Origin of the sequence: Janthinobacterium sp. SUN137, from assembly GCF_030587265.1 — a bacterium.
Classification (GTDB): domain Bacteria; phylum Pseudomonadota; class Gammaproteobacteria; order Burkholderiales; family Burkholderiaceae_D; genus Janthinobacterium; species Janthinobacterium kumbetense.
In genome coordinates, this window is sequence record NZ_JAPWHZ010000002.1 from 640340 (window position 1) to 661295 (window position 20956).

Annotated in this window: 10 protein-coding genes; 9 read left to right on the forward strand and 1 reads right to left on the reverse strand. The window is 65.4% G+C overall.

What is annotated here, in order from left to right:
• The first annotated feature begins 35 nt into the window (after window positions 1-35).
• The 6 genes from O3298_RS11020 (at window position 36) to O3298_RS11045 (ending at window position 16956) form a co-directional block, all read left to right on the forward strand.
• The gene (locus O3298_RS11020) at window positions 36-797 is read left to right on the forward strand and encodes a hypothetical protein (RefSeq protein ID WP_305059346.1); all 762 of its coding nucleotides are present in this window, start codon (window positions 36-38) and stop codon (window positions 795-797) included.
• Between the two features lie 2 nt (window positions 798-799).
• Window positions 800-1315 (forward strand): RNA polymerase sigma factor, encoded by a 516-nt coding sequence (locus tag O3298_RS11025; protein WP_305059347.1) that lies wholly within the window; start codon window positions 800-802, stop codon window positions 1313-1315.
• A gap of 123 nt (window positions 1316-1438) precedes the next feature.
• A complete protein-coding gene (locus O3298_RS11030) occupies window positions 1439-2437 on the forward strand; it encodes a FecR domain-containing protein (RefSeq protein ID WP_305059348.1) in 999 nt (332 codons plus the stop codon).
• Between the two features lie 278 nt (window positions 2438-2715).
• Window positions 2716-15522 (forward strand): filamentous haemagglutinin family protein, encoded by a 12807-nt coding sequence (locus O3298_RS11035; RefSeq protein ID WP_305059349.1) that lies wholly within the window; start codon window positions 2716-2718, stop codon window positions 15520-15522.
• Between the two features lie 85 nt (window positions 15523-15607).
• Window positions 15608-16378 carry an RNA polymerase sigma factor gene (locus tag O3298_RS11040; protein ID WP_305059350.1) on the forward strand — a complete coding sequence of 257 codons (771 nt, stop codon included), beginning with the start codon at window positions 15608-15610 and terminating at the stop codon, window positions 16376-16378.
• 71 nt (window positions 16379-16449) lie between these two features.
• The gene (locus O3298_RS11045; protein WP_305059351.1) at window positions 16450-16956 is read left to right on the forward strand and encodes a hypothetical protein; all 507 of its coding nucleotides are present in this window, start codon (window positions 16450-16452) and stop codon (window positions 16954-16956) included.
• 16 nt (window positions 16957-16972) lie between these two features.
• On the opposite strand, the gene O3298_RS11050 is transcribed toward O3298_RS11045, so the two are convergent.
• Window positions 16973-17635: a PEP-CTERM sorting domain-containing protein gene (locus O3298_RS11050; RefSeq protein WP_305055685.1), complete on the reverse strand. Its 663-nt coding sequence runs from the start codon at window positions 17633-17635 to the stop codon at window positions 16973-16975.
• Window positions 17636-18424: 789 nt separating this feature from the next.
• Between O3298_RS11050 and O3298_RS11055 the strand changes: the two genes are divergently transcribed.
• The 3 genes from O3298_RS11055 to O3298_RS11065 all read left to right on the forward strand — a co-directional run bounded on the left by O3298_RS11055 (window position 18425) and on the right by O3298_RS11065 (window position 20937).
• Window positions 18425-18772: a hypothetical protein gene (locus O3298_RS11055; protein WP_305059352.1), complete on the forward strand. Its 348-nt coding sequence runs from the start codon at window positions 18425-18427 to the stop codon at window positions 18770-18772.
• A 90-nt stretch (window positions 18773-18862) separates the two neighbouring features.
• Window positions 18863-19597: a TetR/AcrR family transcriptional regulator gene (locus tag O3298_RS11060; protein WP_289907086.1), complete on the forward strand. Its 735-nt coding sequence runs from the start codon at window positions 18863-18865 to the stop codon at window positions 19595-19597.
• Complete coding sequence (locus O3298_RS11065) at window positions 19594-20937, forward strand: AarF/ABC1/UbiB kinase family protein (RefSeq protein ID WP_305059353.1); 1344 nt, start codon at window positions 19594-19596, stop codon at window positions 20935-20937. Before O3298_RS11060 ends, O3298_RS11065 begins: the two co-directional genes overlap by 4 nt.
• Window positions 20938-20956: the final 19 nt, after the last annotated feature.

Sequence of the window (20956 nt, forward strand, 5' to 3'; positions counted from 1 at the left end):
GGCAATGCGCGGTGGCGGGATCGACAGGGGTGCGTATGTACGTCGGCGGCTTGAGCTGCAACGGGCTGGCGCTCTTCTGGGTACTGAGTGGGTTTATCGGATTAACAGGGGACGCCCATGGCGCTCCTTCCGATTTGCCGCCTACAGGTGCAGCACGTGTCAACCCCGTTTCTGATGCGGCTATTTCTCTCCTTGCTTTCAGTATCCCGGCGCAGCCGCTCAATGCGGCGCTGAACCAATATGCGGACATCACCGGACAGCCTGCATTGTTTTCCAGTGATATTGCGCATGCCCGTACCTCCACGGCGGTATACGGCCACTATTCGGCCGAAGCGGCATTGCGCATCCTGCTCGAAGGTACCGGACTGGTTGCTGACAGGCGCAGTTCTGGCCTGGGCCAGACCTTCATTCTGAAAGAGGCCGCCGTGGCATCCGCAGCACCGGCATCCACCTTGCCGCGCAATGGCATGGCGGAGCTGTTCAGCGAGGATGGCTATGCCGGACTGGTTCAGATGCGTATCTGGCAGGCGCTGTGCTCGGATGCGCGTACCCGGCCGGGCAACTACACGTCCTTGCTGAGGTTTTACCTGGAAACGGATGGCCGCATCGGCGGCGTCCGCCTGCTCGGCAGCAGTGGCGATCCCCGTCGCGATGCCGCATTGCTGCACACACTGCGCGGTGTGCACATCGGCAGTGTTCCGCCAGCGGCAATCGCGCGGCAGCCTCTGACCATGATGGTTGCGCCCAGCGCCCCCGGCGTGGGACCGCAGTGCGGCCAGCAGCAGGGGGAGGGCTAGCCATGTCCGAAGGCACGCAGCTTTTCCTGCTGAACTACCTGGGCAAGCACTACGCCACCATCAAGCAGCGCCTGACGCGCAAGCTGGGCAATGCTGAAGATGCCGGCGATGCGCTGCACGACACCTGGCTGCGCCTCAAGGGCGGCGAAGACCTTGGGCCCGTCCAGAACCCCGGTGCCTACCTGTCCCGGATGGCGGTCAATATCGCGGTGGACGTGCAGCGCCGGCACAGCCGCCTGCTGTCCGGCGATAATATCGATGCATTGCTGGAGGAACTGGTGGACCCGGCCCCCGGTCCGGCGCGCACGGCCGAGATACGCTCGGACCTGGATGCCCTGTTGCAGCTGCTCGACCGCATGCCCAAGCGCCGCCGGGCCGTCGCGCTGCTCGTGCATGCGGAAGGCGTGACGCAAAAAGAGGCGGCCCAGCGGCTGGGCGTGTCGTTGCGGACGGTCGAATACGAATTGAAGCGCGTCCATGAGCGCCTGGACACCTATCTGGCGGCGGAGCATAAATAATGCGGGTTTTCCGGGGCGCCATTCGTCATCAAGTATGAGAGAGCAAAAAACATATGCATGCAGCACGCAGCAGCCCGCAGGTTTCCTGCCTTGCGGCCCGGCTTGGCCGCTGGACCTGACACGATGAAGACGCCGCCGCCCAAGGACAGCCGCGCCGCTTCGTCCGCCGAGCTGGAAGCCCAGGCGTGGAACTGGTTGCGCCTGCTCACCTCGGGAGACGCGCGCGAAGTGGATGCGCAACGGTTCCGGCGCTGGGTCAAGTCCAGTCCCTCGCACCAGGCCGCGTACAACGACGTGAAGCGGCGCTGGGATGCGCTTGAGGCCCCGGCCCGCGAGTTGCTGCGCGCCAGGCCGGAAGCCGTGCCGGCGCGCGCGCGCCGTCCCTTGCTTGCGCCCGGCGGACGGCGGGCTTTTCTCGGCGCTGCCATCGGCGCGGCGGCCGTCGCCGGCGTGGCCGTGGTCCATCCGCCCCTGGGCTTGTGGCCGGGGCCGGACGAGTGGGCTGCAGACGAGCGCACCGCCCCTGGCGAACAGCGCACGCTGGCCCTGTCCCAGGGTGTCGACGTCATCCTCAATACGCGTACCAGCATACGCCGCCAGACCGATGGCGGCAGGCTGGTCGGCCTGGATCTGCTCACGGGCGAAGCGTCCATCGATCTGAGGGCTGCAGGGCCGGCCTTTGCCGTCGTGGCCGGCGTTGGCCGCAGCCTGCTCGAATCCGGACGGGTCGAAGTGCGCCACCTCGATGGCAAGGTTTGCGTCACCTGTATCGAAGGCGCCGTCCGCGTGGAGCATCCGGCCGGCGCGCGTCAGCTGCATGCGCGCCAGCAATTGGTTTATGGCGCCAGTTCGCTGGGCGACATCGCCGGCATCGACCCGAAAACAGTGTCGGCCTGGCGCCAGGGGATGCTGGTGTTTGACCAGGCCCCTCTGACCGACGTGCTCGACGAAATCAATCGTTACCGCGCCGGCCGCGTGGTGCTGATGAACGATGCCGTGCGTAACAAGCCCGTCAGCGGGCGTTTCTTCACGGCCTCGCTGGACCTGGCGCTGTGGCAGTTGCAGGAATCGTTTCAGCTGCAGGCACGGTCGCTGCCGGCGGGATTGCTGCTCTTGAGCTGAACGGCTCGCTCCATCGTCTTGCACGGCAAGTCCCGGCACGTTGGCGCGCGCGTCCGCCCGGCGCTGTGCGCCGTATTTCGGGCTGTGCGCAGAGCTTACAAAAATAGTTTCAAAAAAGTTTGCGGTATTTGCGTGGTGCGGTTCGTCACCCTTGCATAGGGGCTCTTCCTGTCGCCGGCGCTACTCGGCTGCGATGGGGAAGGCCTTCATGAATGTGGCTGGCCGGGGCGAGACGGGCAGCCGGACGGCATCGACTCAATGACCAGGCGGATACTTACATGAACACACGCGGGCGCAGTGGCAGGGAAAATCAAACGATACGCAAACAGGATCGGGTATTCAGGCTGGCGCCGCTGGCGCGGGCCATCGCGCTGACGCTGGCCGCCGGCGCGGTGACGGTGCCGGCCCATGCGCAGCGCGCGTTCAGTCCGGCATGGTTTGCCGACAAGGGCACGGTCCGGGACACGGCATCGCAAACGGGCCGGCTGCCCAATGGCTTGCCCGCATCCAACCTGACGAGCCCGCTTGGACAGCAGCAGAAGGCCAACGAGCAACTGCAGCGCTCCATCAGCAACCTGAATCTGGCCGCGCGCGGCATCGCGGCGCAGCAGTCGGCCCAGGCTGCCGCCCGCCTGGCGGCAGCGAACGGGGCATCCATTCCCGACGGCATGACCGTGGGTGGCTTGAAAATCGACACCAATTCGCTGAGCGCAGGCTGGCACAACGCCAATGCCCCTGTGCTTACCCAGGTCGACGGCCGCAGCAACGTCGTCATCGAACAGACGGCCGACAAGGCTATCCTGAACTGGGAGACGTTCAATGTCGGTCGCAACACGACGGTCGAATTCAGGCAGCAAAAGGAGTGGGCCGTTCTCAACCGCGTCAATGACCCGAACGCGCGGCCCTCGCAAATCCAGGGCCAGATCAAGGCCGATGGCACGGTACTCATTGTCAACCGCAACGGCATCGTCTTTAATGGCAGCAGCCAGGTCAATACGCGCAACCTCGTCGCTGCCGCCGCCCAGATCGACGACGGCCAGTTCAAGACCAGCGGCATCTACACGGCCAATGCCAGCCAGCCCAGCTTTACCAATGCCCAGGGCAAGGTAGAGATACAGGCCGGTGCGCGGATCGCCACGCTGGCCCCGAAGACTTCCACCGAAGGGGGCGGCTATGTCTTGTTGCTCGGCAAGGAGGTGCACAACGGGGGAGACATCGCCACGCAGAAAGGCCAGACTGCGCTTGCGGCCGGCGACAACTTCATCATCAAGAAGGGTGTCGGCACCGATGGCAACCAGGCGTCGACCACGCGCGGCAACGAGATCACTCCGCAGTTCAGTACCGACAGCCTGTCGGGCAAGGTCAGCAACACCGGCCTGATCCAGGCTCGCGAGGGCGACGTTACCATGGTTGGGCGTGACGTCCAGCAAAACGGCATCGTCCTTGCCACCACCAGCGTCACCACGCGCGGCACCGTGCACCTCAACGCCATCGGCGCGGACGGCAAGGTCGCCCTCGGCCAGGGTGCAGCCACTGCCGTGGTGATCGAGGACGACGGCAAGAGGGCCCTGGACAGCCAGCGCGACAGCCTGCGAGGACCGGCAATCAGCACTCCCGAGAACATCGTGGCCATCACTGATCGCCGCGACCAGTCCCGCATCGAGATCAGCAGCAGCGGCACGGCCGACTTCCAGAGCGACTCCCTGACCTTGGCCACCGGCGGTCAGATCGTCATCGATGCAGCCCAGCGCAGCCTGGTGCGTGAGCGCGCGCGGATCGACGTTTCCGGCGCCGTGGGCGTGAACCTGGCCATGGAATCGAACAACGTCAAGGTCAACGTCCAGGGCAATGAACAGCGCGATGCGCCGGTCAACCGGGATGGCAAGACCCTCAACAGCAACGACATGTGGATCGACCGCCGCAGCCTGGTGTTCGTACCCAAGGGCACGAACGGCTACGCCACCGAGCGCTGGTACACGGCGGGCGGCCTGCTGGAGGTGGGCGGCTATCTTGGCACCGCGGGCCACACCGTGGGCGAATGGATGGCGCAGGGCGGCACGGTGAGCTTCGGCGGCAACGATGTGGTCACGCAGGCCGGCTCCAGCATCAACCTCTCGGGCGGCACGGTCAATGTGCAGAGCGGTTTCATCAATCAGACTTGGCTCAAAGGGGCCGATGGGCGGCTGTACGAAGTGAACAAGGCCCCGGGCGACCAGCGCTACACGGGCGTCTACAAGGGCTACGAAGACAAGCACGAACGCTGGGGCGAGAAGGCGACCGGCTATTACTACAACCCGCTGATCGGACAGCAGCGCAGGCTGGAAAGCGGTTACACGGTGGGCCGCGATGCGGGCGTGCTGGTGGTCAGGACGAAGAACGCGGTGCTCGAGGGCGACATCGCGGGGGACACCTTCCGGGGAAGCGGCCAGACGCAGGCGGCGCAGGCCGGACTCGACGGGTATGACCAGTCGCAGATGGCGGTGGCGCGCGGCGGGCAGTTGGTGGTCGGCACCTACGGCACCCTCTACGACAAGAATACCGGCCTGATGCACCGCCGGCTCGACACCGCTGGCGTGAAGAACGTGGTCCTGAGCGACACGGCCGAACGCATCGCAGCCGGGCTCGACCTCACGGCGACGTTGCCAGCCGCGCGCCAGGACACGTTGACCCTCGACACCACGTTGCTCAACGGCTTCTCGCTGGGTGCAGTACGTATTGCGGCCGAGAACTCGATCACGGTGGACTCGGCGCTGACGCTGGGCAATGGCGGCGACATCGCGCTCTACGGCCCGAAAGTCGGTGTGAACGCGGACCTCACGACGCACGGCGGCAGCATCCGCCTGGGCGACACGCTCGCGCAAGCCAGCACCAACCGCCTCGATGACACCACGCAGACCACCACGCCCGAAGGCGTGCGCGCGGGCGTGGCGGTGGCCCGGGGCGTGGCACTGGACACGCGCGGCCTGTGGAGCAACCTGTGGCTCGATCCTGCCGATACCGGCAACATGGCGTGGCGCAACGGCGGCAGCGTATCGATCCGCAGCAGCGCAGACGTGCTGCTGGCCCAGGGTAGCGTCATCGACGTGTCCTCGGGTGCGGCCTTGCTGGCCAACGGTACCTCGCAGCGAGGCGGCAAGGGCGGCGACGTCCGGCTGCAGGCGAATGCGCAGACCGGCGGTGGCGAGGGCGTGCTGGCGACCGATGGCGTGCTGCGCGGCTGGGGCACCTCGGGTGGCGGCACGCTGAGCTTGCAGACCGGGCGCATGCTCGTCACGGACGGTCGAGGGGGGGCAGACACTTCGGCCGAGCCAGGCACATTACTCCTCTCAGGCAACTTCTTCGACAAGGGCTTCAGCCGCTATGCACTCATCGGCGACCGCGGCATCACGGTGACCGACGGCACGCAGGTCGAGGTGACGATGCCGGTGCTGCGCGTAACGCCCGAAGCCAGGAATGTCGCGAGCACCGCCGTTTTGGGCAAAGCACTGCAGGCCTGGACGCCGCTGCTCTACACCGAGGATGCCGCCAAGGGCGTGCTCACGCAGCGTGCCGGTGCGAGCCTGAGCCTGCAAGCGGGCACGGTGCAGACCCTGGCAGCCGACCTGCCGACGGTGGCTGCAGTCATTGGTCGGGATGCGCAGATCACGGTCGATCCCGGCCAGGCCATCGACGTGCGCAGTGTCGGCCAGCTCACGCTGCAAGGCCGGCTGCTGGCGCACGGCGGCAGTATTTCGTTGAAGAACCTCGACCTCACGCGCATGGAGCAGGAGCATGCCGTGGATGGGGCGCACAGCCGCTCGATCTGGCTCGGCGAGCAGGCGGTGATCGACGTGTCCGCCACGCCCGCGACCGCGCTCGATGCGCACGGCCGGCGTTACGGCATCGTGCGCGACGGTGGCAGCATCGTGATCGGCGGCGAGATCAAGGAAAGCGACGGTTCGGCCACGGCCGCCAACGGCTTCATCGTCGTGCGCGAGGGTGCCGTGCTCGATGCCTCGGGTACCGCCGCCGTGCTCGACATGGGCGCTGCCGGCCCGGTCGCGGTGGCGAGCCGCGGCGGGCATATCGCGCTGGCCTCGAACAACGGCTTCTACCTGGACGGCGAACTGCTGGCCCGCTCGGGCGGCGCGGGCGCCGCCGGCGGCACGCTGCAAGTCGCGCTGGAATCGCCCGAAGTGCGCACGAGTTCCGGCCCGGCGCAGTACACGCTGGCCGAGAACGCGGTGCGCAACTACCGCGACCTGGTGATCGGTGGGCTGCAGGGGCCGTCGGACCTGCCGGCCGGACTGGCCCCCGGCGCGGCCGATGCGGCGCTGGTCTATGGCCACGGCCGGCTGGGCGTCGACACCGTCACACGGGGCGGCTTCGACAACCTCGCGCTGCTCAGCGCGGGCGGCATCAGCCTGGAAGACAACGCCAGCCTGCGGCTCGGCCAGAGCTTGTCGACCTACGGCGCGCTGATGCTGGCCGACAACGCGCGCAACGACGCGCACATTACGCTGGAAGCACCCTACGTGCGGCTGGCCGGCATCACGCAGAGCTTGGGGGGGGACGTGACCCGAGGTCGCTTCGGCGTCATCGGCGCCGGCGACTGGCTACCCTCCGAGGCGCATCTGGTGGTGCATGCCGGCCTCATCGACGTGCGCTCGTCGGTTCGAATGTCCGGTGTCAACGGCGATATACCGATATCGTCCGACAGCGACACGCCGGAGAACCCGGGCAGCATCAGGGTGGAGCGGCGCGGCTTCGGCCAGACCACGCTGCAAAGCGACGGCGACTTGCGTTTTCTGTCCGACGTGCCGGCCTTGACCAACGGCGTGCCGACGACCAGCCTGGCCACCCCAGGCGACCTCACACTGCGGGCTGCGCAAATCTACCCGGCCATCGGCGTCTCGGCCTCGATCCAGGCGGGTGTGTTGCCCGACGGCACTTATGCACCGGATCGCGTGCTGCGCATCGAAGGCAAGGGGCAATCCGCGCCGGCGGTGCCTTATGCGGCTTTTGGCGGCCTGACGCTCGGCGCCGCGACCATCGAGCAGGGCGGCGTGCTGCGCGTGCCGCTGGGCAGCCTGCGCATCGGCGACGCAAACACCACGCGGGTCGACTTCCTGCCTGGGAGCCTGACCTCGGTCAGTGGCAACGGCCTGCTGATGCCTTATGGCGGCACGGTTGACGGCATCAACTACCTCTACGACGGCACGAAGGTGGAGTTGATCGGCGTGGGCGGCGCAGATTCGCGCGGACAGGCGCTGACGGTCGGCCTCACGCTGGGCGGAGCGAGCGTCAATGTGCAGCCTGGCGCGGTACTGGACCTCTCGGGCGGCGGCGAACTCAAGGGCTTTGGCTTTATCGGTGGCCGCGGCGGCTCGACCGATGCGCGCTACCACCCGCTGGTGCGCACTGCGGCCGATGGCAGCTTCAGCCTGCCCGGTCTCGCGGGCAACCCGGTGTATGCCGTCGTGCCCGGCGTGCAAGCCCCGGTCGCCCCGGCGGGCGGCGAACGGGGCGCGGTCGACCCGCTGATCGGCCAGCAGATCACGCTGGGTGCCGGCGTGCCGGGCTTGCCTGCGGGCACCTACACGCTGATGCCTTCCACTTATGCCCTGATGCCTGGTGCCTTCCGCGTCGAGCTCAACGACAGCGCCGGGCAGGGCGCGGCGCAGCCCGGCAGCGCGATGCGCAACGGCTCGTGGTCGGCCGCCGCGCGGCTCGGCATCGCCAATACCGCCATCGGCGATACGCTGTTCCGCCAAGCGATCCTTACACCGGCCGAGGTGCTGCGTACCTACTCGCAGTACAACGAGACCTCGTTCAACCAGTTCATCGTCAGCGACGCCGCGCGCATCGGCGTGCCGCGCGCGATGGCACCCGCGGACGCGCGCACGCTGCTGCTGGCCCTCATGCCGAACACTGGCGCCGACGCCGGCGCCGACGCTTTCCATTTCGAGGGTATCGGCCGCTTCGACGCGGCCAAGGGCGGCTACGGCGGCGCGGTGGCTGTTTTTGCGGGATATGGGGGGCCTGAAAGCCAGATCGAGGTCGTGCGCGGCGGTGCGAAGGCTACCGCCGGCTTCGAGGGCGTGACGCTGAACGCTGATGCGCTCAATGCAATGGGCGCATCGCGGCTCATGCTAGGCGGTCTGCAGTATGTGGAATACGGCTCGGGCGGCAACATTGTGAGGTTCAACCCAGGGACGAACGGACTCACCTTGCGTCAGGGCGCGGTGCTGTCGGCTCCCGAGGTGTTTCTGCTGGCCGATGCCACCAACACCGATAACGCGAGCCACCTCGTGATCGAGCAGGGCGCGGGTGTCAACACACTGGGCAAGGGCCGCGCGGCCTATGACTCGGCCGATGGATTTTTCTACGCGGGTACGGCCGGCAATCTGGTGGCCGTGTCCAACGGCGTGCTCAGCATGCTGCCGGGCCTGCCGAGCGTGGACTTGCTGGGGAACCGCAGCCTGCAGATCGGCACATGCACCGCCTCGCCCTGCGCGGGCCAGACCGAGCTGTATTCCCAGGGCACCATCGCGCTGTCCACGCCCGACCGTTTCGTACTCGACGACACGGTGCGCTACGGCACGCGCAACCTCACGCTGGCGGTGCAGGGCATCAACGTCGGCGACAGCGTGGCGCTGGCTGACGCGGCCGCGCGCAACACGCTACCGTCCGGCCTGGTGTTGAACCAGAGCTTGCTCGACCGCCTGCTGCGCGGCGACACGCGGTACGGCGCCCCGGCGCTCGAGACGTTGCAGCTCAACGCCAGCGGCGGCCTGCGATTCTTCGGCAGCGCCTCGCTCGACACCATCGACCCGGCCACCGGCAAATCCACGCTCGCGCGCCTGGTGCTGGGTACGCCCGCCATCTACGGCGCGGGTGCGGCCGGCGATGTGGCGACCATCCGCACCGGCCACCTGATCTGGACCGGATCGACCGTGGCGCCCGGCGCCGTAGTCACGGGCGGCGCCGGCACCGGCAGCGGCACGCTGGCCATCGAGGCCGGGACCATCGAATTTGGCTATGGCCCAGGCACGCAAGCCGCGGGCACCAGCGATGACGCGCGTCTGGCGCTGGGCTTCGCTGACGTGCGGCTCAAGGCCGGCGAGCGGATCACCGCCAACAACAAGGGCAGCCTCTCGGTCTACCAGTCGCAAGGCGCGTATGAAGCCGGCAAGGGTTATGCCTACAGCGGCGGCAACCTCGGCATCGACGCGCCGCTGGTGACAGGCGCGGCGGGCTCGGTCAACCGCATCACCGCGGGCGGCGACCTGCGCGTGAGCGCTTCCGTGCCTTTGACTACACCGGTCGCCGATGCCGCACTCGGCGCGGAACTGCGCCTTGCGGGCCGCGACGTGATCATCGACACCATGCTGGCACTGCCCACTGGCAAGCTTGTGGTGACCGCCGACAAGGACCTCACGCTGACCGGGCGCGCGCAGCTCGACCTGGCCGGCCGCAAGATCGATTTCAACGACGTGTCCAAGTACAGCTGGGGCGGCGACGTCACGCTCGAAAGCCTGGCCGGCAATGTGCGCCAGGCCGCGGGCTCGGTGATCGACCTGTCGGCGCGGAACAACCGCGCCGGCACGCTCAAGGCCCTGGCGCTGGGTGACCAGGCCGGCGTGGTCGACCTGCAGGGCGCGATCCGCGGCGGCAGCACGGGGCGCTACGACGCGGGTGGCACGCTCGTGCCCTATCAGGCTGGCGGCGTGGAAGTGCGCGCACAGCATCTCGGTGATGGCGCAGCGCCCGACAGCCAGTTCGCATCTCTCAACCAGAGGCTCAACGAAGGCGGCGTGTCCGGCACGCGCACCTTCCAGCTCAAGCAGGGCGACCTTGCCATCGGCGACGGCTTGAAGGCCGGTGAGGTCAACGTGTCGGTCGACAACGGCAGCCTGACGGTCAACGGCACCGTCGACGCCAGCGGCGAGCGCGCGGGCCGCATCTACCTCGCGGCGAAGAACGCCCTGACGGTGGCGGGCTCGGCCGTGCTCGATGCGCACGGCACGCTGCTGCGCGTGGATAGCTACGGCAAAATCATCGATTCGCCCAACCGCGCGATCGTCGACCTGAGTACGCAGGGCGGCGTGCTGACGCTGGCCGACGGCGCACGCGTCGACCTGCGCCACGGCACAGCCGCGACCCTGGGCACGCAGCCGGGGCAGAACGACGGCCGCGCACGCGGCACGTTCGAACTCTCGGCGCCGCGCATCGGCACCAACGGCTTGCCGGGTATCAACGGGGCAGGCAATGCGGCGGTCTACGGCGACATCGCCATTGACGCGCGCGGTGCGCTCGACATCCGCGGCGCTCGCTCCATCGCGGTCAACGCCATGCAACGCTACGACGACGCCCCGCTGGTCAGCACGCCGGCTGCCAGCGGACGACCTTACCAGGAGATCACCCAGACCTGGCTGAAGGACAAGCACGACGACAACAACGATTTCATCGATGCCGCACTGGCGCGCGCCAGCCTCATGACCGGCAAGCTTGCCGGCCTGCGCAACCCGGCCTATGCCGACGCCTTCCATCTGCGTCCCGGCATCGAGATCGCAAGCAATGCGCTGATCAACCCGGGTGGCGACATCGTCGTGTCGGGCGACCTGGACCTGTCAGGCTACCGCTACGCCAGCGTCAACCCGCACACGCCAAAGACCGGCGTCTATGGCTCGGGCGAAGTCGGCACCTTGCGCATTCGCGCAGCCGGAAACCTCGATATCTATGGCAGCATCAACGACGGCTTCGCGCCTCCGCCCGCCACGCAGGACGACAAAGGCTGGCTGTTGCTTTCGGGAAATAATTTCTTCGGCGCCGACACGGTGATCCCGCGTGCCGGCGTCGTGCTGGCCGATGGCACGGCGTTCGAAGGCGGCAACGCGCTCAATTTTGACCTGCCGATCCAGTCGAGTGACTTTGCCGCCGGCACGCTGATCCCCGTGTCCAGCGAATTGACGGCTGAGATGCTGCTGCCCGCCGGGACCGTGCTCGCTGCCAACGTGCGCGATGCCTCGGGCCAGATTATTCACGCGGCCGGCAGCATCGCCGGTGAAACCGTGACGCTGCCACAAGGCACGCGCCTGGACGCGGGCACGCGCCTGTCGGGCGCCACCATGCTGGACGCGCTGGTCTGGCCCAAGGGCGTCGCGCTGCCGGCCGTGGGCGTGAAGTACCTGATGCATGGCGACACGACCTTGCCCGTGGGGGCGCTGCTGCCTTCTTCGACCGACATCAGGTTGCCGGGCGACGCCAAGTCGGTCGAGCTTCGTCCTGGCGGCGCGGGCCGGCTATGGGGCGTGGCCGCGATGCTGCCGGAAGGCTCGCAGTCGTGGTCGCTGCAACTGGCGGGCGGCGCCGACCTCGGTGCGGCCGACCCGCGCACGCTGCAGCAGAACCCCGCAGCGGGCGGCCTGCGCATGGCCGACACCCACTACGGTCTGTTCGCCAAGGCGCTGCCGTTCAAAGGCGCGTTTGCATGGACATCGCTCGCGGCTGCCGATCTGGGCTTGAAGGCAGGCGTAGAGATCACCGACGAAGTCGCCAGCCAACTCATGGGCGGCAGATACCAGACCGCTGCGGCGCTGTGCGGGGCGAACGGGGCCTATTGCACGCCCGTCTACGCGTTCAATTGGTCGGCGTCCGCAGCGCGGAGGTTCAAGGAGCCTGCGCTTGCGGATACGCCGATACTCGATGCCGATGTCGCGCGGTTGACCGGAGGCTCGTTCAAGACGGCTGAGGCGCTATGTAAGGGAAGTTCCAGTTATTGCGTCTCGCTGCCCGTGAACATCTACTACGAATACCTGCCCGGCAGCACCCGCTTCAGCGTGCTGCGCACCGGCGCCGCCGACCTTGACCTGCGCGCGGCCGGCAACCTGGGCATGCACTCGCTCTACGGCGTCTATACGGCCGGCGCCTCGTCGCAGGCCACGCAGGCCGGCGACCCGTATAACCTGCCGCGCGTGGTGGGCAGCAGCGGCACGGTGCTGAGCGACAAGAACACGGGCTACGAGAAGTTCGTCGATGGCGGGGCCGAGAGCCTGGCGCGCGCCTGGTACCCGGCCGGCGGCGGCAACCTCACGCTGCAGGCCGGCGGCAACCTGACCGGCGAGGCGGCGCAGGCCATCGCCTCGACCGGCGTCGGCCGCCCCAACCCGGCAGATAAGGGCGTGACGACCAACGACACCGCCAACTGGCTGTGGCGCCAGGGCAGCGGCAGCACGCTCGGGGGAGGCAACGATCAGGCTGCGGCCTGGTGGATCAACTTTGGCAGCTACGCCACGCGCGGTACGACCGACACACTGCTGGGTTTCACCGGTTACGGCACGCTGGGCGGCGGCGACCTGCGCGTGGACGTGGGCGGCGACGCGGGCCTTGTGTCCCAGCGGGGTGCGGCCGTTCGCACCGGCACGGACAACCTGCGCAGCGACGGCCTGGTGCTGGCCGTGGGCGGCACCGGCCGCGTACTGGCCGATGGCAGCCTGGTGCTCACCGGCGGGGGCGATCTGAGCCTGCGCGTCGGCGGCGCACTCAATCCCTTGGCGCTCGATCCCTTGAACGACATCCAGACCAACGCCGTGCTGAATGGCTCCGTCGTCAACCTGCGCGGCGACGTGCAGATGCAAGCCGGCGCGATGGGCACCCAGTCGCTGCGCTACGCGCAGTACACCGGCCAACTGTCCGAACGCGACCCTCAGGCCATTGATCCGTTCTCGGCCGGGCGCGCGGTGGCGCAGGGCGGCATGCTGCTGGTGCCGGGCGATGCGAGCTACCAGCTGAACACGCGCGGCGACCTGGTCGTGACGGATGCCAACGACGCGGGCCGTGCCGTGCTGCCGAAGGCTACACCCTTCAACGTCGGCGCGGTCAAGGGCAGCGGCGACAGCTGGTTCACGCTGTGGACGCCGAACACCGCCATCCGCCTGTTCTCGGCCGGAGGCGACCTGACGCCGCAGATGGCCAACCTTGGCGCACTCCCGACCGACATGGCGAACGTCTACCCGTCGATCCTGAGCGCGGTTGCGGCCAGCGGCAGCCTCTACTATGGCAGCATGGCCACGGACAGGATGACAGAGGCGACCGGCGCGCTGGTGCTGGCGCCATCGGCCAACAGCCTGCTGGAGTTTCTTGCCAGCGATTCGATCCATGGCGGCGGCTACACCGTGAGCCCCTCGGGCGCAGCCGAGAGTGCCATGGCCACGCCCTTCCATCCGGCTTTCCGGGGCACGCTGGCGAACGGCACAGTTGTGAGCAATCTCGCCGAGGCCGGCAACCTCATCGAGAATGGCAGGCCATTGTTCGCACTGGGCGCCAACACTGTTTCGGCAGGCGGCAAACATGGCAGCGAACCGGCGCGCTTCTATGCCCTGCACGGCGACCTCGTGGGTGTGGCCACGGGCCGCATCAACGTCTTTACGTCCAACGACCCGACACGCGCTGGCCAGACTTACTACGAGGCCGTGCAGCCGGTGTGGATGATGGCCGGGCGCGACATCGTTGGCAGCGGCACGCCTATCGGTCAGGCCCTGCCCACTGACGCGGGCCTGGGCGCGCGTTATGAAAGCTCGGGCAACCTGTTCGCGCACAGCGCCCCGACCGACGTGTCGGTAGTCTCGGCCGGTCGCGACATCGTCTACAGCAGTTTTAACGTGGCGGGCCCCGGCACGCTGGAGATCACCGCAGGGCGCCACATCCAGATGGAAGACCGCGCGGGCGTGACCAGCCTGGGGCCTGTGGTGCCGGGCGACAGCCGGCCCGGCGCGAGCATCTCGATGCTGGCCGGCGTAGGTGTGAACGGCGCCGACTACAAGGGCTTCCTGGCGCGTTACCTCGGCGAAGGCAAGCGCGCCCAGGCTGGCATGCCGCTGGCTGAGCAGCCGGGCAAGGTCGTCAAGACCTACGAGGCCGAGCTGGCCACCTGGCTGGCCGAACCGGCCCACGGCCTGGGCTTCACCGGCACGGCCGGCGAGGCGCAGGCTTTCTTCGACGCACTGCCGGCAACGCAGCAACGCATCTTTGCGCGCCAGGTGTACTTCGCCGAACTCAAGGCAGGCGGGCGCGAGTACAACGACGCGGACGGCGCGCGCTTCGGCAGCTACCTGCGCGGGCGCAATGCCATCGCGGCGCTATTTCCAAAGGGGAGGGCGGACGGAACGCCGATCAACTACAGCGGCGACATCACGATGTTCCGCGGGAGGGCCGGCGCCACGCCGCGCAGCGGCTTCGTACGCACCTTGTTCGGTGGCAATATCGAGCTCATGACGCCGGGCGGCCGCCAGGTCTACGGCATCGAGGGCGAGGCGCCGCCGTCCGAGTCGGGCGTACTGACCCAGGGCGCGGGCGACATCGCGATCTACTCGCTCGGCAGCATCCTGCTGGGCCAGAGCCGGATCATGACCACGTTCGGCGGCGGCATCATGAGCTGGTCGGCCGAGGGCGACATCAATGCCGGCCGGGGTTCGAAGACCACCGTGGTCTACACGCCGCCTAAGCGCGTGTATGACCAGTGGGGCAACGTCACGCTGTCATCGGACGTGCCGAGCACCGGTGCCGGTATCGCCACGCTGGCGCCGATTCCCGAAGTGCCGGCCGGCGACATCGATCTGATCGCGCCCCTGGGGACCATCGACGCGGGCGAAGCGGGTATCCGCGTGTCGGGCAATGTGAACCTGGCGGCCCTGCAAGTGGTCAATGCGGCCAATATCGCCGTCAAGGGCGAGTCGACGGGCATGCCGGCCATGGCGGCGGTGAACGTCGGCGCATTGAGCAATGCCAGTGCGGCAGCCTCGCAGGCGACGGCCGCCGCGCAGGACGTGCTGCAGCGCGAACGCGCGACGACGCGCCAGAACCTGCCGTCGATCTTCACGGTGCGCCTGCTCGGCTTTGGCAACGAGCCGATGGAGGGGGAGGCGGAAGCACCGCCGCCGCCACCGCGGGCCGGCTTGCAGTCCGCCCGCGGCCTTCCCTACGACCCTGCCAGTCCGGTGCAGTTCCTTGGCGTGGGGCGGGATTTTGACGCCAAGCAGCTTGCGCGCCTGAGCCCGGAGCAACTGCGCCAGTTGCAGCAGGAGCGCCAGTCCAGCGGCATGTAGCGCGTGCCCGCCTGTTTCCTGCCCCGTGCAGGGGACAGGCCGGGGCGCTCCCCCATTCTTGCAGCCGAACACCGAGGTAGATGTCATGAACCCGAGTACCCTGGATGGCCTGGAGGCCTCCAATATTAGCGATGCGCTCGTAGCAGAACCGTTCGGCGAGCATGCCCCGGGCATCGTGCTGCGCGATTTCCTCGTGGCGAACTATGCCCGCCTGCACCGCCGGTTGCTGCGCAATCTCGGTTGTCCCGACTTGGCCAGCGATTGCCTGCACGACGCCTGGCTACGCCTGGCGGACGCCAGCACCCCGGTATCCGTGCAAAACCCGAACGCCTATGTCTACCGGGTGGCGTGCAATGTCGCGATGGACGAGCTGCGTGGCAGGCGGTCTGCGCAATACGACGATGCCACGGCAATCGAGCATCTGACGGATCCAGCGCCCGGCCCGGACCTGATTGCGCTAGCCCGCTCGGACCTGGCCGAGGTCGAGCGCGCGATGCAGCGCATGCCGTACCGGCACCGTTCCGTGCTGGTCGCCCTGAGGATCGAAGAAAAAACACGCCAGGAGGTTGCGGACGAGTATCAGGTTTCCCTGACCAATATCGATACGATGCTGCGCCAGGCCCTGGATCACTGTGCCCGGGAAACCGGGCAGAATGTGCTCGGCGGCATTAACCAGTCCCGGCGAGGTTTCTCGCGCCGCTGGCAGGCCAAGGTGCTCGCCGCCGAGTCCACTGCGCTGGCGCGGCAACGCCCAGCTGCCGACCTGTTCCGTTTTGTCCAACAAACCAAGTCCCTTGGCGAAATCCCTTGCATGATGCGGATTGATCACCGTCACAGGAGCAGCAGTAGCCAGTAACGCAGCGGCTTCAAAGGTGTCATAACGATGGTTCTGTCGCGTTGTTGATCGGTAGGTGAAATTTTCCCGGCATGGCACTTGAACTCTCAAACTGGACGGACCTGTCCTGCCAGCGCATAAAATTGGTCGGCGAACGGCATCATCACCGTGCGAGCCATTGCGAACTGACCTTCGCCGATCATCTGCATGAGTTTGACGCAAGCAACTATGTCTTGAAGCAAACGGCAATGTCGTTGTCCAGGATGGCAAGCCAGTCTACGTACATGACGACGGGAAGGAGGTTCCGTTCGATGCGGCCGCTTCTGCGCCCGCGAAGTTGCGCGTGCTGTCCTTGGCTGAAGGTGCTGCAACGCGAGCTGGCGGCCGAAAAAGATCGCGTTGCCGAGCAAGCGCGCGAAAACGAGGCGGCCGTCATCCACGTCGCCAAGCAGGCCGCCGCCAACGAAGCCGAAGCGAAGCGCCTGAGCGACGAAGCTGCCACCTTCCAGGCAGCCACAGATGCCGGCGCCGCGTTGTTACAAGCAATCGCCGCGCCGGCTGCATCGGCCCAGAGGTCGGCCAAAGCGGCCAAGACTTGAGTCTTGGCCATCACCATCAAGCCGATTTAAACCTGCGTCGGCCAGCGAAACCGACTATGCCCAAGCCGGCCAGTAACATGGCGTAGGTTTCTGGCTCAGGAACAGGAATGGTGTTATTTGTGAAATTTGCCGTAAATCTCATGTAATACGTCTTATCCACACCCCACGGCTGACTTGCGTTAAGGGGATCCACGGCATTCGAATAAACGTGGTTCCCTGTTAATTCGCCATTGTTGTTGGATCCTTGCATCCTAACGAAATAAACTGGATTTTGGATGCCTGCAACTGTTAAGTATGCTACGTATTCTTTATTAAGTGGCAATGCCAGATTGAGTCCGGTTGCTTCAAATGCTTTAGTTTTGCCACTGTATGGGATTGGAGCACTCGTGTACAAGGCGGGACCGACGGCTTTGGTTCCGTCCCATGCAGAAATCCCGAATCCGACATAGCCGGTGCCATAATTTGAAGTGCCATAACCGGAAGACGCATAGAGGGTGAAATCGTTCAGCACTCCGCCTGGAGAAGTAAAGGTTTCTCCATAAGTAGTCGAACCTGTTGCGCCCAAGTAACCTAGTTCGCCACCGTTGAACTCGTTGGAAAAGGTTGTTGCTTGTACATGGAAGGAAGCGCACAAAATAATGCTCGGCAGTGCAACTTTGACAGCTGTGTATAAGTTCATTATTTCCCCTATTTTGATGTTAAAAAGATACCGAAATTAATTATGCGACAATTTTATTGAAAAATTTCACCAATTAAATTTTTATTAAGAATGAAGGATTTCCTATGCTTACGATTGAAGCTGGCGCCGGCCTGCCCGATGCCGAATCGTATGCCAGCGTCGTCGCGGCAGATATCGGAGCAGGGTGGCTTTCCCCATGGTCACGGAGACTATCCATTGTGCTGGTTGGGCGCCGCGCTCAACGAGCGCGGTGTCGGCATCTGCGTGCGCCTCGAGAAAGGCGGTAACGCCGGCTTTGCGTGCGTGCGACTTCCTGCGCTCAGACGATGACGAGCGGATAGTCTCGCTGGCCGCCCCGACCGGTGCGACCGGAACGGCACTGCGCGAGGTGGTGCTGCCGCCGGCGTGGCGCATCAACCGCGCAGCCGCCACTCCATCCTCAAGCCGCTACTGCTTGCACTGCTGCTCGACGCCGACTTCGCCAAGCGTCTGCTCGACGCACTACTATTGATTGCCTACCGCAACTACTCGCACCGCCCTGGCATCATCAAATCGAAGCCTCGAGTCCCACGTCCGAGATCGCACAAATCACTAAGTCAGAAGCCGTGCTGAGGCGCGGCGCTGCTAAGTTCGATGGATTGCAGTATGAACCCATGCTTTTAATTCATCTTCCTTTTTATTAAGCAATGCTCATTGACTACTTAATGGAAGTGCATTACATTGCTTTAATCGATAGTAAATATCGTATATTGATGTCGCAGTGCAGGGCATGAGGTAATACCAGGGGGTATGGCAAATATGAATGAATATTTTGTGGCTGCAGTGGCAACGATCGGCCTGGTCGCTATGATTCACTCCGTTTGGGGAGAAAAACGCATCTTCAATCGACTCCGGTGCGGCAAACTGGCGCCAAGCAATGCTGGCGGCGTGCTCCTTGAGTGGCACGTACGCATACACGGGTCCCGCCGGCATGTGCTGACCGTCTTCGGCCTCTGTATTACCGCCGTTCTGCTGCAGTTGGCATTCCCTTCGGTGAGCAGCCGCTTGGCCGGATTCATTGTGCAGGCATGCGCCGTCGTCATGCTGGCCGGGGCGGCCTTGGTATTTCTTGGTTCCAGGGCACGGTATTCCGGCTGAGTCTGCCTACTCACCGCCGCACTACTTACATGGTGGGGCCAGACTTGATTGTTTTGCCCCCGACATTCCACTCTTCTTCAAATTTCGATCATGCGTACTTCCAAAGCCCAACAAGCCAAAAACCATCGGCTGATCATTCAGACCGCAGTAGACCTGATGACCCAGCATGGGTTTGAGGGCACCACGATGAAGCAGATCGCGCGTGCCGCCGACGTGGGTGATGCCACCATCTACAAATACTTCCCTACCAAGGAGAAACTGGTAACCGCCTATTTTGAGCAAGCAATTGCAGACGCAGTGGCGCAGGCCGACAAGACGGAGGGGCAGAACGAATTTTCGCTGCAGGAACGCCTGCAACTGGTAGTCAACAGTCTGCTGGAAGGTTTGCTGGCCGACCGTGAATTTGTGGGTCTGGCGCGCGGCATGGTGGAGCGCACTCCCACGCTGCTGTTGGGCGAGCAACTACCCGGCAAGCCTTTGCTCCGGCAAACCTTCGTCCAGATGCTGGAGCAGGCCGAGGCGAGCGGTGAAATCGTGCCTTGCGGCTTCAAGCCCAGTCTGGCTGGACTGTTGGCCGACTATGTGTACGGCGTCATTGCGTACTGGCTACGCGACACCTCCGACCAATTTACCAACACCACGCAAATGGTCGATTTGAGCTTGGGCGTGCTGGTATTAGCCTTGCGCAGTGGCTTGGTGGACAAGCTGCTGGAACTGGGAGGTTTCATGGTGCGCAGCCAGCTTGCGCGCCTGATGCAAGACGGCAATGGCTTGCTGGATCTGCTGCAATTGGCCCGTCGCGGCTTGGGAGGGGTACGCTCATGACGCCCACGACCAAGACGAACACAGTTTCGCGTTTGCCGCGTACCGGGCGTCTTTCGCGTGGGGCGATTGTCGGCATGGCAGTGGCGCGGGCCGGGCTGACACACCTGGGCCATAAGGCCAAGTCGATCACGTGCGACGAGGCGAAAATGGATCAGGCCCGCATGGCACATGAGGCGGAACTCGGGCGCATCCTGTTTGCCGCGTTGAATCAGCTCAAGGGCACGGCACTTAAAGCCTCACAACTGCTCAGCATGGAACTGGGCTTTTTACCCGAGGGCGTGCGCCAGGAACTGGCTCGCGCCCACTACCAGGTCACGCCGCTGAACCGCGCGTTGGTGATCAAAGTGATGCGCCAGGAGTTTGGCCAGGATCCGCAAGCCCTGTTCCAGCAATTCGAGCCTGTCGCCTTTGCTGCCGCCAGTCTGGGGCAGGTGCACGCCGCCATCATGGCGGACGGTCTGGCAGTGGCCGTCAAGCTCCAATACCCCGGAATGGCGGACTCCATTGGCAGCGACATGCGTATGCTACGCAGCCTGCTGCAAGCCTTGGGGGAACGCTCGGATATGTTGCTCAAAGCCGATATCATCGCGCGCATGATGGATGACATCGAACAGAAACTGGCCGAGGAGCTGGACTATTTGCATGAGGCACAGACCATGCAATGGTTTGCACAGCATCTCACGCTGCCGGGCCTGGTGGTCCCCCAGCCGGTAATGGGCCGCACCACACGCCGCGTGCTGACGATGCAACGCCTGCCGGGATTGCATCTCAACGAATGGTTGCTGACCGAACCCGATCAAAACGCACGTGATCAGGCTGGTCAGTTGCTGTTTGATACCTTCTTTCATTGCACCTTTGTGCTGCACTGCTTGCAAGCCGACCCGCATCCGGGCAACTATCTGTTCATGCCGGACGGCCGACTGGGTCTGCTGGACTTTGGCTGCACCCGCGCGCTGGACGCTGACTTTTGCCAAGCGCTCAGCGCGCTCTGGTCGGCCCAGTTGCGCGACCCGGCGGACCACCGTGCCATGCAGCAGGCCTATCGGGACCTAGGCCTGATTGGGCCGCATCTGAATGAGCAGGACTTTTGCCAGCTGCTGCTGCCGGCAATGGCCGAGCGGCATGCCTGGCAGAAGTTGCCGTTTACCGTGGAGGTGTATGACTTTACGCACCACCCGCCATACCCACGTCCATCAGCGGAACATCATCGCCAGGCACTTCGGCATCTGCAGTCCTTGCCGGAGGAGCTGCCCTATGTCGACCGGGCCTATTTAGGTCTGATCCAGCTTCTCAAAACCCTCGGTGCACGTGTGCGCACCACCAACCCCTGGATTCGTTGAATGAATACGACGTTTCTGC